Source organism: Pseudomonas edaphica (assembly GCF_965277385.1).
Classification (GTDB): Bacteria; Pseudomonadota; Gammaproteobacteria; order Pseudomonadales; family Pseudomonadaceae; genus Aquipseudomonas; species Aquipseudomonas edaphica.
Genome location: NZ_OZ255725.1, coordinates 5597828 through 5612341 on the forward strand (window position 1 = coordinate 5597828; position 14514 = coordinate 5612341).

Here is a 14514-nt window from a genome sequence, read left to right on the forward strand (position 1 = left end):
CGGCCCCACGTGAACCGTGGGGCTTGAGGTCTCCTTCTGAATACGAGGTCGGCGGCATGAGCAGTCTTCTGAAGCTGGAAAATATCTGTAAGCGCTATCCGGGCGTACAAGCCCTCAAGTCCATCAACCTGCAGGTCGAGCGCGGCGAAATCCATGCGTTGCTGGGTGAAAATGGCGCGGGCAAGTCGACCCTGATGAAGATCCTCGGCGGCGTCGAGCATCAGGACGAAGGGCAGATTTTAATCGATGGCCAGGTGCAAAAGTTTGCCACTTACCGCGATGCGATCGCCGCCGGTATCGGCATTGTGTTCCAGGAATTCAGCCTGATTCCCTATCTCACGGCGGTGGAAAACATCTTCCTCGGGCATGAGTTGAGCAACCGCTTCGGCCTGCTGCGCAAACGTGAAATGGTCGAGGCCAGCCAGGCGTTGTTCAAGCGCTTGGGCGTGAGTATCAACCTGCAATGTGCGATCAAGCACCTGAGCGTGGCCGAGCAGCAATTCGTCGAAATCGCCAAGGCCCTGGCCCTGGATGCGCGCCTGTTGGTACTCGATGAACCGACCGCTACGCTCACGCCCAGCGAAGCCGAACTGCTGTTCGAGATCATGCGCGAACTCAAGCGCCAGGGTGTGGCGGTGATCTTTATCTCTCACCACCTGGAGGAGATTTTCCAGGTGTGCGACCGCATCAGCGTGCTGCGCGATGGCGGTAACGTAGGCGTGACCGATGTGGCCGACAGCGATATCGACCGGCTCGTCGAAATGATGGTCGGCCGGCGCCTGGAAAACAGTTTTCCACCCAAACCCACGAAGGAGCGTGGCCCGCTGTTGCTGGAGGTCAAGGACATCCAGTTGGTGCGCAACGGCCCGCACAACCGCTTTCAGTTGCACAAGGGCGAGATCCTCGGCTTTGCCGGGCTGGTCGGCTCCGGTCGCACCGAGCTGGCGCTGGGCATGATGGGCGCACTGCCGTCGGTGAGCAAAGACGTGTGGTTGCGCGGCGAGAAAGTCACCCTCGATGACCCGGCGCAAGCCTTGGCCCACGGCATCGGCCTGCTCCCGGAAAGCCGCAAGAGCGAAGGGCTGATCACCGATTTCAGCATTCGCGAAAACATCTCCCTGAACAACCTGCCCAAATACCAGAATGCCACGGGCCTGATCGACAAGAGCAAAGAGTGCGCCAGCGTTGATGCGCTGATGCGCCAGCTGTCGATCAAGGCGCCCAGCAGCGAAAGCCGGGTGTTCAACCTCAGCGGCGGCAACCAGCAAAAGGTCGTGATTGCACGCTGGATCAACCACCACTGCGACGTGCTGGTGTTCGATGAACCCACCCGCGGCATCGACGTCGGCGCCAAGGCGCAGATCTACGCCCTGATGCGCAGCCTCACCGAACAAGGCTACGCGATCATCATGATTTCTTCCGAACTGCCCGAAGTCATTGGCATGTGCGACCGCGTCGCCGTGTTCCACAAGGGCGCCATCGTCAAGCTGCTGGAAGCGGCCGCCGTCAACCCACAAGAGGTCATGCGCCATGCAACAGGGGGCTCAAGTGAACAGGTCCATTAATACCGGCGACACCCGCCGACTGCGCCTGAACCTGGCGCGGCTGGTGCGCTCGCCGGCGTTTTATCCCTTTGTGGGGTTGGTGGTGGTGACCCTGGTGATGATCTTCGCCAGCGATAACTTCCTCACCACCAGCAACCTGTCGAACATTGCACGCCAGGTGTCGATCAACGCGATTATCGCGGTGGGCATGACCTGCGTGATTCTCACCGGTGGCATCGACCTGTCGGTAGGCCCGGTGATGGCGCTGTCGGGCACCTTGACCGCAGGGCTGATGGTCGCGGGCCTGCCGCCGGGCCTGGCGATTGGCGCCGGCATGCTGATCGGCGTGGCCTTCGGCATCGGCAATGGCGTGTTCGTCGCCTACCTGCATATGCCGCCGATCATCGTCACCCTGGCGACCATGGGCATCGCCCGTGGCCTGGGCCTGATGTACACCGACGGCTACCCGATTTCGGGGTTGCCGGAGTGGTTCGGTTTCTTCGGCCGCCAGAGCCTGTTCGGCGTCGACGTGCCGATCCTGATCATGCTGGTCACCTACTTTGCCGCCTATGTGTTGCTGCAACACACGCGCATCGGCCGCTACATCTACGCCATCGGCGGCAATGAAGAAGCGGTGCGTTTGTCGGGCGTGCGGGCGGCGCGCTTCAAGTTGCTGGTGTACGGCATCAGCGGCCTGACCGCAGCGATTGCCGGTCTGGTGCTCACCTCACGCTTGATGAGCGGCCAGCCGAATGCCGGCGTGTCGTTCGAGTTGGATGCGATTGCGGCGGTGGTCCTTGGCGGTGCGTCGATTGCCGGCGGGCGCGGGGTCATTGTCGGCACCTTGCTCGGCGCGATGCTGCTGGGCGTACTCAATAACGGATTGAACATGCTCGGGGTCTCGCCCTACGTCCAGAGCGTGATCAAGGGCGGGATCATTTTGCTGGCGATTTTCATCAGCCGTCAGCGCCATAAATAAACACCTGACAAGAAAGGACCGAACACATGGACAAGCACACCGAGATGCAAGCCGTCGTTTGCCACGGCCCGAAAGACTACCGCCTGGAGCGCATCGGCAAACCCAAGGCGCGCCCCAATGAACTGGTGATCCGCATTGCCGCCTGCGGCATCTGCGCCAGTGACTGCAAGTGCCATTCCGGCGCGGCGATGTTCTGGGGTGGCGATAACCCGTGGGTCAAGGCGCCGGTGGTGCCGGGCCATGAGTTTTTCGGCTACGTGGAAGAGGTGGGCGAGGGCGCCGAGGAACACTTTGAAGTCGCGGTGGGCGACAAGGTGATCGCCGAGCAGATCGTGCCGTGCGGCAAGTGCCGCTTCTGCAAGTCGGGCAAGTACTGGATGTGTGAAGTGCACAATATCTTCGGCTTCCAGCGTGAAGTCGCCGAAGGCGGCATGGCCCAGTACATGCGCATTCCCAAGACCGCCATCGTGCACAAGATTCCCGAGTCGGTGTCGCTGGAAGACTCCGCATTGGTGGAGCCGATGGCGTGTTCGATCCACACCGTCAACCGTGGCGAAATCCAGCTCGATGACGTGGTGGTGATCGCCGGTGCCGGTACGCTGGGGCTGTGCATGGTCCAGGTGGCTGCACTGAAAACCCCGAAAAAACTGGTGGTGATCGACATGGTCGACGAGCGTTTGGAACTGGCCAAGCAGTTTGGCGCCGACGTGGTGATCAACCCGTCCCGCGACAATGCCCGCGAGATCATCAACGGCCTCACCGATAACTATGGTTGCGACGTGTACATCGAAACCACGGGCGTGCCGGCGGGCGTGACCCAGGGTCTGGACTTGATCCGCAAGCTCGGGCGTTTTGTCGAGTTCAGTGTGTTTGGCGCCGAAACCAGCGTCGACTGGTCGATCATCGGCGACCGCAAGGAGCTGGATGTGCGCGGCGCGCACCTCGGCCCGTATTGCTACCCGATCGCTATCGACCTGTTTGAGCGCGGCCTGGTGACGTCCAAGGGCATCGTCACCCATGACTTCCCGCTGGATGATTTTGCCGAGGCCTTCGCCTTGGCCAACTCAACCAAATCGATCAAGGTGCTGTTGAAGCCGGTGATTTGATCTATGAACTACGTAATGGGTGTCGATATAGGAACCCAGAGCACCAAGGCGCTGCTGGTGGATGGTCAAGGTACGATCATCGCCCAGCACAGCCAGGGGTATCGCGTCGATACCCCGAAAGTGCGCTGGGCCGAGCAATGGCCGCAGGTGTGGCTGGAGGCCGTCGAGGCGTGTGTGGCGCAGTGCATGGCCAAGTCCGGTGTGGCGGCCGGGCAGGTCAAGGCGATGTGCATCAGCAGCCTGTATGGCGGTTCGGGGATTGCCGTTGACGTGCAGATGACGCCGCTGCACCCGTGCCTTATCTGGATGGACCGGCGCGCCGGCGAGCAGGTGGCGTGGGTGCGTGAGCACCTGGACCAGGAACGCTTGTTCGAAGTAACGGGTAACTCGGTGGACAGCTATTACGGCTTCACCAAGATGCTCTGGCTCAAGCAGCATCAGCCGCAGGTGTGGGCAGACACGCGCTACCTGCTGCCGCCCAACAGCTATATCAACTGGTGCCTTACCGGCGAACTGGCGGTGGACCATAGCAGCGCCGGCAATATCGGTGGGGTTTACGATGTGAAGGCGCGCGGCTGGTCCGTCGAGATGCTCGATGCGCTGGGCATTCCACAGGCCATGATGCCCGAGCGGTTGGTGTATTCCGGTGAGGTGGTGGGCGGTTTGCTTGAAAGCTGGGCCACGCGCCTGGGCTTGCAGGCCGGCACGCCAATCCTGGCCGGCGGTGTGGATGCGGCGATGGCGACATTGGCAGCGGGTGTTACGCAGCCGGGTAACCATGTGGCGATGATCGGCACCAGTATGTGCTGGGGGTATTTGAACCAGCACGTGGACGCACACCACGGCCTGGTGAGCATGCCTCACGTCTACAACGGCCATCAAGACCTGTACATCTTTGGCGGCGCGATCACCGCCGGGGCGTCGGTCAGCTGGTTTCGCGAGCAGTTCTGCCAGGCCGAAGAACAGCAGGCCCAAGCCAGCGGCCAGGACAGCCTGGTGTTGCTGGAGCAGAGCGCCACTCAGGTTCCGGCGGGCAGCGAAGGTTTGTTGTTTTTACCGTACCTGATGGGCGAACGCAGCCCGGTATGGGACGACCGCGCCAGCGGCAGCTTTGTCGGGCTGAACCTGTATCACAGCCGTATTCACCTGTACCGCGCGGTGCTTGAAGGCGTGAGTTTTGCCCTGCGCCACAACATTGAAGCCGGTACCCAGGGCGCGCATTCGCTGGACCCGCGCTTGATTGTGGTGGGAGGCGCGAGCCATTCGGATTTGTGGATGCAGATTATTGCCGATGTCACGCGCTACCCGGTCTACACCATTGTGCAGGAGGTGGAAGCGGCCTTGGGCGCAGCGTTGCTGGCGGCGCATACGGTGGGCTTGGTGAGTGATGACGAGATGGACAAAGGCTGGGTGCAGCTGGAACTGCGGGCGCAGCCCAAGCGCGAGAATGTCATGACGTATGACCGGGCGTTTGCCGAGTACCTGAAGCTGTATCCGGCCCTCAAGCCGATCATGCATAGCCTGCAAACCAACTGACCCAACACAGATCAAAAATGTGGGAGCTGGCTTGCCTGCGATAGCGGTGTATCAGTGAAAAATGTGCTGACTGACCCACCGTTATCGCAGGCAGCCAGCTCCCACAGGGATCTTCAGTGTTTATCGAGAAGTGACCATGACCACCACCTTCAACTTCACCCGCCAGCGCATTCTCGTCACCGGCGCCAGCAGCGGCATCGGTCGCGAAATCGCTCAACAGCTGATTGCCGCCGGTGCCGAAGTCTTCGCCCTTGGCCGCGACGCGCAAGCCTTGTCACAGCTGGGCTGCAACAGCTTATGCGTGGATATCGCCGACAGCATCGCCCTGGACAAAGCCCTGTCAGACTTGCCGCCGCTGAACGGCCTGGTCAACTGCGCCGGTATCTCACGCCTGGAGCCCGCCGCCGCCATCAGCGCGGAGGCGTTCGATCAGGTCATGCAGGTCAACGCCCGCGCCGCCGCACAGGTCGCCAGCCGAGTGGCGGCAAAAATGATCGAAGCGAAAATCCCCGGCAGCATCGTCAATGTCTCAAGCCAGGCGTCACTGGTGGCGCTGGACGATCACCTCGGCTACTGCGCCTCCAAGGCCGCGCTGGACGCGATCACCCGCGTGCAGTGCGCCGAGTGGGGCCGCTTTGGCATTCGTGTGAACAGCGTCAACCCCACGGTCACACTTACGCCAATGGCGACAAAGGCCTGGTCGGATCCGGCCAAACGCGACCCGGCGCTGGCGGCCATTCCACTGGGGCGTTTCGCACAAACCGTGGAAGTCGCATTGCCGGTGCTGTTCCTGCTCAGCGATGCCGCCAGCATGATCAGCGGCGTGAGCCTGCCGATCGATGGCGGCTACACCAGCCGCTAGCCGTTTTCCAGCACGCCGGCGATCACCACTTTGTCCCGTGGCTTGTACGGGTCTTGCAAACGGTCAAGCAGCAGGCGTACCGCGCTGCTGCCGGCCAGTGAGGCGTCGTGGGCCACGCAGGCGATCGGCACGCCGAAGATATCGGCGAAGGGCAGGCGGTCGATGCCGCAAATGGTCAGGCTGTCGTGGGGGATGTTGTGCATGCGCAAGGCACGCAGGGCGCCGAGGGTGATCAACTGGTTGAAACCCATGATCGCATCGGGCGCCGAGTGCTCGGCCAGGTAGTCGAGAGTGTGCAGGTAAGACGGCATCAGCGTGTAGTCACCGGCCTGGACTTCAACCTGAACATGGGGGTGTTCAGCCAGCACTTCGCGCAACCCTTTGAGGCGCTCCACGGTGATACGTGAGTGCTGCGGGCCGGTCAGCACCAGCAGGCGTTTAAGGTCGGGTGTCTGGCGCAGCAGGTAGTGCGCCGCCTGGATACCGCTGTGGTAGTTGTCGAGCACCACGCGGCTGAACGGGCTGTCGTGGATCGTGCGGTCGAGCAACACCACCGGAGTTTTGCCGTTGCCCAGACGCTCCAGATAGTCGGGTTGGTAGCTGGGTTCGTCCGAGACCGGCGACAAGATAATCCCCGCCACGCGATAGCCCAGCAGGGTATCGACGGCCTTGCTTTCGAGTTCTTCCAGCTCATCGGTGTCCACCAGCATGATGGTGTAGCCGTGCTTCTTCGCCTCGCGGGAAATCGCCTTGATCATCTCGCTGTAGAACGGGTTGTCGACCGAGGCGGTGATCACGCCGATGATCAGGCTTTCACTGCGCTTGAGCCCGCGTGCGAAGGCATTGGGCACGTAGTCCAGCTCGCGCGCCACTTCGAGAATGCGCGCCAGGGTGGCGGGCTTGACCAGGTCGGGCTTGCTCAGTGCGCGGGACACCGTGATGGTGGTCATGCCCACCCGTTCGGCGATGTCGCTGATGGTGACGGACTTTTTCTTGTTCATCGGTAAGGCTGCGCTGGGAAACATCCGCAGGCTAGCATGCGCGCGGGCGTAGGGTGATTCAAATCAGCGGGTCCCAGCGTTGTGACCAGTCGCTTTCGGCCTTGACCACTTCGCGCAGCAGCCCCAGCGCCTGTTGCAATACCGCCGAATCCCGCGCCCGTGAGTAGACCAGATAGGTCGGGAAGCTGAATTCCGGCGCTTTCGGGACGCGCTGCATGACGCCGCTGTCCAGGTAGCTTTGCACCACCCGCGTGCGAAAATACCCGGCGCCGCCATTTTCCAGGATGTACTGCAAGGCCAGCGGCCCGAGGTTGAAACTCAACGCGGCGCGGGCTTTGTCGGGCAGCGCGGCGTCGTGTTGCTGGCGAAAGCCCTGGCCCCAGTCGATATACACATAAGGGGCGGGTTTGCTTGTTAACTGCACCAGGATCAGTTTTTCTTCCAGTACTTGCTCGACCTGCAGGCCAGGCCAGTATTGCGGCTGGAATACCAGCGCGGCATCGAGCACGCCCAGTTCCAGTTGGCGCAAGAGGTATTCACCTTCACGCACTTCGGTGCGCAGCGCATGGCCGGGGATCTGTTCGCGCAAGGCCTTGGCCCAGCCCAGCATCAACGGGTTGCACAGGCTGACTTCACCACCGATATGCAGCACATTGCGGTAGCCATCGGGCAGCGGCAGGTCGCGCTTGGCGGCTTCCCAGGTTTGCAGCAATTGGTTGGCGTAGGCCACAAACGCCTCGCCATCGGCGGTGAGCCTGGCGCCTGCGCGGTTGCGCACAAACAGTGTGCTGCCCAACTGGCTTTCCAGGCTTTTGACCCGTGCGGTGATGGCGGTCTGGGTGACGTGCAGTTTCTCGGCTGCCGCGGCCAGGCTGCCGCAGCGGGTGATTTCGAGGAAGGTGCGTGCCAGTTCGATGTCCATGAAGCCCCCGGGGATGAATGGGGGACAGTGTAATGGAATGTGCTTGGAACTGGGGTGTGTGTGGGTTTGTTGGGGGGCTGGGTGTATATCCGTTATTTAGGTCACGGCGGCTTATGGTTCCGCTCTTACAGCGGGTCACTTTTGGCAAACGCCCCAAAAGTAACCAAAAGGTCTTCGCCCCACCACTCGGCACCTCGCTAATGCTCGGTGTGCCCGCACTCCGGCTTGAATCCGTGGGCCGCCGCGATGGGCCATCCTTGGCCCAGCGCGGCTAACCCGGCGTCCTGCCGGGTTACCCACGGATTCAAGCCTGCGTTCGGCCATCGTGGTTAACGGGGCGCCTCAGATCAAAAGCAAGATCAAAAGCAGAGCACGGCGGCCTAGTAGCCGACCTGAGTGGTTGAATCAAAAACGAAAGGCGAAAGGCGGAAGGCGGAAGGCGGATTTGCATACACTGAAGAGCTGCTTTTCTGTGGGAGCTGGCTTGCCTGCGATGCAGACACCTCGGTACATCAGGCACACCGAGTTGATGCCATCGCAGGCAAGCCAGCTCCCACCTTTGACCGAGTATGGCTTTGCTGTTGCTGTTGCTGTTGCTGTTGCTGTTGCTGTTGCTGCTGCTGCTGCTGCTGCTGCTGCTGCTGCTGCTGTTGCTCCGGCCCTTACATCCTTTTCGATGACGAAGTCAGCGGTCTTTTGATCTGCGCTTGTGATCTTGATCTTGATCTTGATCTGAAATCGCCCCGTCAAACACGATGGCCGGAATTCGACAGGGATTTGGGGGGTAAACCGGCAGGGATGCCGGTTTAGCCGCGCTGGGCCAAGGATGGCCCATCGCGGCGGCCCCCCAAATCACTGTCGGATTGCGGGCATGCCGAGCCACAGCGAGGCACCGAGTGTTGGGGCGAGGACTTTTTGCTTACTTTTTGGTCCTTCAAAAAGTGAGCCGCTGTAAGAGCGGAACCATAGGCCGCCGTTACCGCAGCAATGGATATGTACCCCGACCAAACACCCCGGCAAACCGCTATCGTAGGCAAGCCAGCTCCCACAGTTGATGATCGCATTTCAGCCCAAGGCAGGCCGAACCCTAGTGAATACCGATGGACCAACTCTGCGTGGTCTGGTCTTCGTGCCGCTGCTCCAGGTCATCCTCATACTGACAACGCGGCCCCTTGCACTTGTACTCAAACGTCACCGGCGCCTGGGTCTGAACCGGGAACAACGATTTCGCCGTCGCCGGTGCATCGTGTGGCACCGCCTCAAGCACAGGCGCTTCGTAGCTCAAGTCCAACGCTGTGGCATGGACCATAACCGGCAGGACGGCGAGCACTGCACTCGCCATAAAAGTCCTTGTAAATAGCATCTAAAACAACCCGCGCAACAAAAAAAGAAGCGCGGATTATAAGCCGGATGCGACCGCACATGCAGGGTTCAGAGCACCCGCGGTGCTTCAAGGTGTTCAGTAGGAAAGGCTTTGGCATAGGCCTGACACACCCTCAACACCTGCTCATCCGCAAACCGCGCAGCCACCACATGCAAGCCCACCGGCAAACCATTCGCTGCCAACCCGCAGGGCACCGAAGCTGCCGGTTGCTGCGTCAAATTGAAGGGATAAGTAAACGGCGTCCACTCCATCCATTCTTTCATCGACGAACCCGGCGGCACATTATGCCCAGCTGCAAACGCTGTAATCGGCATCATCGGCGAGACCAGCACATCATAATGCTCATGAAACGCCGCCATCCTCGCCACCAACGCCGCGCGGGCTTCAAGGGCGTCGTTAAAATTGCCGAGGCTCAACTGCTGGCCGTGTTCGGCAATACGCAGCAAACCGGGGTCCAGCAATTGTTTTTGCGCATCACTCATCGAGCCCGTCAAGCGAGCCGCACCGGCTGCCCACAAGGTGCTGAATACCTCCAGCGGGTCGCTGAAACCTGGGTCGATCTGCTCGACATGCGCCCCCAGCTGTACCAGACCCTCAACCGCCTGGGCGACCACTTTGGCCACCTGTGGGTCCACGTCCACATACCCGAACGTAGGGCTATAGGCCACGCGTAAACCCTTCAAATCCGTAGCGCCCGGCAACCACGGCGTATGGCGCGGCGCCCCGATCAGGCCATCACGCGCATCCGGTTGGGCCACGGTTTGCAGCATCAGTACCGTGTCTTCCACCGTGCGGGTCATCGGTCCCAGGTGCGACAAAATCGTCATGGAACTGGCCGGCCACTGCGGCACATACCCGAAAGTTGGCTTGATGCCGAACGTACCGGTGAACGCACAGGGAATGCGGATCGAGCCACCGGCATCGCTGCCCTGGTGCAGCACGCCCAGGTTCAGCGCCGCCGCCGCACCGGCGCCACCCGACGAACCGCCCGCTGTGGTGCGCGTGTCCCACGGGTTGCGCGTGATGCCGTACAGCGGGTTGTCGGTGACGCCTTTCCAACCGAATTCCGGCGTGGTGGTTTTACCTAGCAGCACCGCGCCGGCTTTGCGCATAAAAGCCGAGAAGGGCGCATCCACATCCCACGGCCCGTCGGCAGAGGAGGTGCGCGACCCCTTGCGGGTGGGCATGCCAATGGTCAGCGTCAGGTCTTTGATCGAGGCAGGCACGCCGTCCAGTGCGCCGCAGGGTTCACCTTTCAACCAGCGTTGTTCCGAGGCCCGCGCAGCGTTCAATGCGCCTTCAGGGTCTACGTGGCAATAGGCGTTCACCACCGGGTTATAGCGCTCGATCCGCAGCAAAGCGTCTTCAGTGACGTCTACCGGTGACAGGGTCTTGTCGCGAAAATGCTGCAGCAGTTGCACCGCCGTCAGTTGGCCAATCTCACTCATGCCACCTCTCCCTGCGCCGCGTTGACCATGGCGCGCAGCAGCACCGCGCAGCCCGCCGCCAGGTCATCCGGCGCGGCGTTTTCGATTTCGTTATGGCTGATGCCGCCTTCGCACGGCACAAAGATCATCCCGGCCGGGCCGAGTTCGGCGACGAAAATCGCGTCATGCCCGGCGCCACTGACGATGTCCATGTGGCTCAAGCCCAATGCCTGCGCACCGTCACGCACGGCGTTGACGCAGGCCGGGTTGAAGTCCAGCGGCGGGAAGTCGGCGGTGGGCGTCAGTTCAAAGCTCAACCCGTGCCGGGCGCAGGTGGCTTCGATCACGCCGCGCACTTCATCGACCATGGCTTGCAACTTGTCGGCATGCAGGTGACGCAGGTCGATGGTCATGTGCACCTGGCCTGGAATCACATTGCGCGAGCCGGGGTGCAGGTTCAGGCAACCGACCGTGCCGCAGGCGTGCGGTTGCTGTTGATGGGCGATGCGGTTGACCGCGCTGACTACTTCGGCGGCGCCCACCAGGGCGTCCTTGCGCAAGTGCATGGGCGTTGGGCCGGCGTGGGCTTCGACGCCGGTGAGGTTCAGGTCGAACCACTTCTGGCCGAGGCAGCCCATGACCACGCCGATGGTGGTGGCGCGGTCTTCGAGCACCGGGCCTTGCTCGATATGCGCCTCGAAATATGCGCCGACCGGGTGGCCGAGCACCGCGCGGGAGCCGGCGTAGCCGATGCGCTGCAATTCGGCGCCCACGGACAGGCCTTGGTCATCGAGTTTGTCGAGGGTGTCCTGCAAGTTGAACTTGCCGGCAAACACCCCGGAACCCATCATGCACGGCGGGAAGCGCGAGCCTTCTTCGTTGGTCCACACCACCACCTCGATGGGGGCCTGGGTCTGGATATTCAGGTCATTTAAGGTGCGGATCACTTCCAGCCCGGCCATCACGCCGTAGCAGCCATCGAACTTGCCGCCGGTGGGCTGCGTGTCGATATGGCTGCCGGTCATCACCGGGGGCAGGGCGGGATTGCGTCCGGCACGCCGCGCAAAGATATTGCCAATGGCATCGACACTGACACTGCACCCGGCGGCCTCGCACCATTGCACAAACAGGTCGCGGGCCTGGCGGTCGAGGTCGGTAAGGGCCAGGCGGCACACGCCGCCTTTGACCGTGGCGCCAAGCTGGGCCAGGTCCATCAACGATTGCCACAAGCGGTCGCGGTTGATCAGCGGGGCATTGCTCTTGAGCGGTTGCGCAAAACTATTCATGTGCAAATCTCCGGTCAGGCACTCAGGGCCAGGTAGCGGTTCTTGATGCTCGGGTCGGCGCGGAAGTCAGCGGCGCTGCCCTCGTATACGACGCGGCCCTGTTCGAGCACGTAATGGCGGTCGGCAAGCTTGTCGCAGACCATCAGGTTCTGTTCCACCAGCAACACCGGCAGGCCGTCGTCCTTGACCTTGCGCAGGATCTTCACCAGCTCGTCGACGATCACCGGCGCCAGGCCTTCGGTGGGCTCGTCGAGGATCAGCAGCTTGGGGTCGTTGAGCAGCGCGCGGGCGATGGCGAGCATCTGTTGCTCGCCGCCGGACAGCGCGTGGCCGGCGTTTTTACGCCGTTCCTTGAGGCGCGGGAACATGCCGTACACGTCTTCGAGTTGCCAGCGGCTGGTCTTGCGCACGGCGATACGCAGGTTTTCCTCGACCGTCAGCAGGCGGAAAATCCCGCGGTTCTCCGGCACCAGCGCCAAGCCCTGACGGGCGATTTCAAAGATCTTCTGGCCCACCAACGCCTGGCCGTTGAAGTGAATCTGGCCCTGGCGCGGGCAGATAATCCCGAGGATGCTGCGCAGCGTGGTGGTCTTGCCCGCGCCATTTCGGCCCAGCAGCGTCACCAGTTCACCGGGGTTGACGGTCAGCGACACGCCTTCCAACACATGGCTCTTGTCATAGTAGGAATGGATATTCTCGACAATCAGCATCAGGCAGCCTCCCCAAGATAAGCCGTACGCACACGCTCATCGGCACGCACGAATTCCGGCGTGCCTTCCACCAGAATCTGCCCGTGACTCATCACGGTGATGCGTTGGCTGATGGACATGACAATGCTCATGTTGTGTTCGATCAACAGCACCGTGTGGTCGCGGCCAAGGTCGCTGATCAGCTGGGTCATGATCGGAATGTCATCGATGCCCATGCCCGACGTCGGTTCGTCGAGCATCAGCAGTTTGGGTTTGGAGCAGATCGACATGCCCACCTCCAGCACCCGTTGCTGGCCGTGGGACAACTCGCCCGCCAGGGTGTCGGCGCGACGGGTCAGTTGCAGGCGCTCCAACACTTGATCGGCCATCTCCAGGTGCTCGCGCTTGCTGTCGACGCGGCGCCAGAAGTTCAGCGCACGTGCGCCGTCGCGGCCTTGGGCGGCCAGGCGCAGGTTTTCGCGCACGCTGAGGTTCTGGAACAGGCTGGTGAGCTGGAACGAGCGCGCCATGCCCAGGCCCACACGGCCGTGGGCCGGTTTGCGTATCAGGTTCTTGCCGTCAAAATGAATCGCCCCGGCGGTGGCCTGGCGCTCGCCGGTGAGGCAGTGAAACAGGCTGGTCTTGCCCGCGCCGTTGGGGCCGATAATGGTGTGAATGGTGCCGGCTTCGACCTTGAGGTTGACGCCGTTGACCGCATGGAACGCGCCATAGGCCAGTTCCAGGTCTTTGGTTTCCAGCAGGATGCTCATAGCCCTTCCTCCTTGGCGACGACGGCGGTCTTGCGGCTGCCGCGTACCCGTTCGAACAACGATGCGAGGCCGCCCCACAAGCCGCCGCGCATGAAGATCACCACAAAGATCAGGATCACACCCAGCAGCATCAGCCAGCGTGGCCACAGGTCGGAGAGGAAGTCCCCCAACAGCACGATGGAGCCTGCGCCCAGCAATGAGCCGAACAGCGATCCGGTGCCGCCGACGATGGTCATGATCAGGATGTTCTCGGACATCGCCAGGTCGATGTTCGACAGCGGCACAAAGTGCAGCAGCATCGCGTACAGCGCCCCGGCGATGCCGGTGACCGCGCCGGACAGCACGAACACCAGGATCTTGAAGTGGCGCGTGTCATAGCCGATGGCCGAGGCGCGGGTTTCGTTTTCGCGGATCGCCATCAAGGTGCTGCCAAATGGCGAGGCGATCACTCGGCGCGCGCCGATAAAGATCAGCAGGAACAGCACCGCGACAAAGCCATAGAACACCCGGGCATCGGCCAGCGACAGCAGCACGGTGTCACCGAGACGGATCTCCGGGCGCGGCACGCTGAGCAGGCCGTTGTCGCCGCCGGTCCAGTCGCTCAAGGTGTAGGCGACGAAGTAGGCCATCTGGCTGAACGCCAATGTGAGCATCACGAAGTAAATGCCGGTGCGCCGGATTGCCAGCGCGCCGACCAGCAAGGCCAGGAACCCTCCGGCAAAGGCGGCGCCGAGTAATGCCGTGAACAAGCCCAGTTGCAGGTGGATCATCAGCAGCGCCGCGCAATACGCACCGGCACCAAAGAAGATGCCTTGGCCAAACGACAACAGCCCGGTGTAGCCCAGCAACAGGTTGCAGGCCAGCGCGGCCAGGGCAAAGATCAGGATCTCGGTGGCCAGGGTGGCCGAGGGCAGAATCAACGGCAAGCCGATCAGCACCGCCAGCACCCACAGCAACATGGCCTTGGATTGGGTCTTGGCAAACGGCAGGGGGTTTTTCTCGCTCATG

General features: G+C 61.9%; 14 protein-coding genes. 5 read left to right on the top strand and 9 right to left on the bottom strand.

Going from position 1 to position 14514, the window contains the following annotated elements:
• Positions 1 to 56 precede the first annotated feature (56 nt).
• The 5 genes from ACQY47_RS25530 (at position 57) to ACQY47_RS25550 (ending at position 6027) form a co-directional block, all read left to right on the top strand.
• Positions 57 to 1565 (top strand): sugar ABC transporter ATP-binding protein, encoded by a 1509-nt coding sequence (locus ACQY47_RS25530; RefSeq protein WP_428552931.1) that lies wholly within the window; start codon positions 57 to 59, stop codon positions 1563 to 1565.
• Positions 1531 to 2523 (top strand): ABC transporter permease, encoded by a 993-nt coding sequence (locus ACQY47_RS25535; RefSeq protein ID WP_428552934.1) that lies wholly within the window; start codon positions 1531 to 1533, stop codon positions 2521 to 2523. The genes ACQY47_RS25530 and ACQY47_RS25535 overlap by 35 nt, the downstream gene beginning before the upstream one ends.
• Positions 2524 to 2549: 26 nt before the next feature.
• Positions 2550 to 3629 (top strand): alcohol dehydrogenase catalytic domain-containing protein, encoded by a 1080-nt coding sequence (locus ACQY47_RS25540; RefSeq protein ID WP_169988701.1) that lies wholly within the window; start codon positions 2550 to 2552, stop codon positions 3627 to 3629.
• A gap of 3 nt (positions 3630 to 3632) precedes the next feature.
• Positions 3633 to 5165: an FGGY-family carbohydrate kinase gene (locus ACQY47_RS25545; protein WP_428552938.1), complete on the top strand. Its 1533-nt coding sequence runs from the start codon at positions 3633 to 3635 to the stop codon at positions 5163 to 5165.
• A gap of 136 nt (positions 5166 to 5301) precedes the next feature.
• Entirely contained in the window at positions 5302 to 6027 is a 726-nt protein-coding gene (locus tag ACQY47_RS25550) for an SDR family oxidoreductase (protein WP_099549978.1), read from the top strand.
• Here ACQY47_RS25550 and ACQY47_RS25555 read toward each other — a convergent pair.
• From ACQY47_RS25555 to ACQY47_RS25595, 9 genes are all read right to left on the bottom strand, one after another.
• Positions 6024 to 7028, bottom strand: coding sequence for a LacI family DNA-binding transcriptional regulator (locus tag ACQY47_RS25555; RefSeq protein WP_138450709.1), 1005 nt, complete (start codon positions 7026 to 7028; stop codon positions 6024 to 6026). The two genes, ACQY47_RS25550 and ACQY47_RS25555, sit on opposite strands and share 4 nt — an antisense overlap.
• A 58-nt stretch (positions 7029 to 7086) precedes the next feature.
• Positions 7087 to 7950, bottom strand: coding sequence for a LysR family transcriptional regulator (locus ACQY47_RS25560; protein WP_428552942.1), 864 nt, complete (start codon positions 7948 to 7950; stop codon positions 7087 to 7089).
• A 405-nt stretch (positions 7951 to 8355) separates the two neighbouring features.
• A complete protein-coding gene (locus ACQY47_RS25565) occupies positions 8356 to 8700 on the bottom strand; it encodes a hypothetical protein (RefSeq protein ID WP_428552945.1) in 345 nt (114 codons plus the stop codon).
• A gap of 337 nt (positions 8701 to 9037) precedes the next feature.
• Positions 9038 to 9292, bottom strand: a complete 255-nt coding sequence (locus ACQY47_RS25570) for a hypothetical protein (protein WP_017136281.1) — start codon at positions 9290 to 9292, stop codon at positions 9038 to 9040.
• Positions 9293 to 9381: 89 nt separating this feature from the next.
• Positions 9382 to 10782 carry an amidase gene (locus tag ACQY47_RS25575; RefSeq protein ID WP_428552948.1) on the bottom strand — a complete coding sequence of 467 codons (1401 nt, stop codon included), beginning with the start codon at positions 10780 to 10782 and terminating at the stop codon, positions 9382 to 9384.
• On the bottom strand, positions 10779 to 12047 hold the full coding sequence (locus tag ACQY47_RS25580; RefSeq protein WP_428552951.1) for a Zn-dependent hydrolase: 1269 nt from the start codon (positions 12045 to 12047) through the stop codon (positions 10779 to 10781). The genes ACQY47_RS25575 and ACQY47_RS25580 overlap by 4 nt, the downstream gene beginning before the upstream one ends.
• 14 nt (positions 12048 to 12061) lie before the next feature.
• Entirely contained in the window at positions 12062 to 12757 is a 696-nt protein-coding gene (locus tag ACQY47_RS25585) for an ABC transporter ATP-binding protein (RefSeq protein ID WP_065931154.1), read from the bottom strand.
• Positions 12757 to 13506 (bottom strand): ABC transporter ATP-binding protein, encoded by a 750-nt coding sequence (locus ACQY47_RS25590; protein WP_017136277.1) that lies wholly within the window; start codon positions 13504 to 13506, stop codon positions 12757 to 12759. The genes ACQY47_RS25585 and ACQY47_RS25590 overlap by 1 nt, the downstream gene beginning before the upstream one ends.
• Positions 13503 to 14513, bottom strand: a complete 1011-nt coding sequence (locus ACQY47_RS25595; protein WP_177034283.1) for a branched-chain amino acid ABC transporter permease — start codon at positions 14511 to 14513, stop codon at positions 13503 to 13505. The genes ACQY47_RS25590 and ACQY47_RS25595 overlap by 4 nt, the downstream gene beginning before the upstream one ends.
• Position 14514: the final 1 nt, after the last annotated feature.

Bases quoted from the DNA above. Each gene is read 5' to 3' on its own strand.
- ACQY47_RS25530 (WP_428552931.1), top strand. From the start codon at position 57: ATGAGCAGTCTTCTGAAGCTGGAAAATATCTGTAAGCGCTATCCGGGC.
- ACQY47_RS25535 (WP_428552934.1), top strand. From the start codon at position 1,531: ATGCAACAGGGGGCTCAAGTGAACAGGTCCATTAATACCGGCGACACC.
- ACQY47_RS25540 (WP_169988701.1), top strand. From the start codon at position 2,550: ATGGACAAGCACACCGAGATGCAAGCCGTCGTTTGCCACGGCCCGAAA.
- ACQY47_RS25545 (WP_428552938.1), top strand. From the start codon at position 3,633: ATGAACTACGTAATGGGTGTCGATATAGGAACCCAGAGCACCAAGGCG.
- ACQY47_RS25550 (WP_099549978.1), top strand. From the start codon at position 5,302: ATGACCACCACCTTCAACTTCACCCGCCAGCGCATTCTCGTCACCGGC.
- ACQY47_RS25555 (WP_138450709.1), bottom strand. From the start codon at position 7,028: ATGAACAAGAAAAAGTCCGTCACCATCAGCGACATCGCCGAACGGGTG.
- ACQY47_RS25560 (WP_428552942.1), bottom strand. From the start codon at position 7,950: ATGGACATCGAACTGGCACGCACCTTCCTCGAAATCACCCGCTGCGGC.
- ACQY47_RS25570 (WP_017136281.1), bottom strand. From the start codon at position 9,292: ATGGCGAGTGCAGTGCTCGCCGTCCTGCCGGTTATGGTCCATGCCACA.
- ACQY47_RS25575 (WP_428552948.1), bottom strand. From the start codon at position 10,782: ATGAGTGAGATTGGCCAACTGACGGCGGTGCAACTGCTGCAGCATTTT.
- ACQY47_RS25580 (WP_428552951.1), bottom strand. From the start codon at position 12,047: ATGAATAGTTTTGCGCAACCGCTCAAGAGCAATGCCCCGCTGATCAAC.
- ACQY47_RS25585 (WP_065931154.1), bottom strand. From the start codon at position 12,757: ATGCTGATTGTCGAGAATATCCATTCCTACTATGACAAGAGCCATGTG.
- ACQY47_RS25590 (WP_017136277.1), bottom strand. From the start codon at position 13,506: ATGAGCATCCTGCTGGAAACCAAAGACCTGGAACTGGCCTATGGCGCG.
- ACQY47_RS25595 (WP_177034283.1), bottom strand. From the start codon at position 14,513: ATGAGCGAGAAAAACCCCCTGCCGTTTGCCAAGACCCAATCCAAGGCC.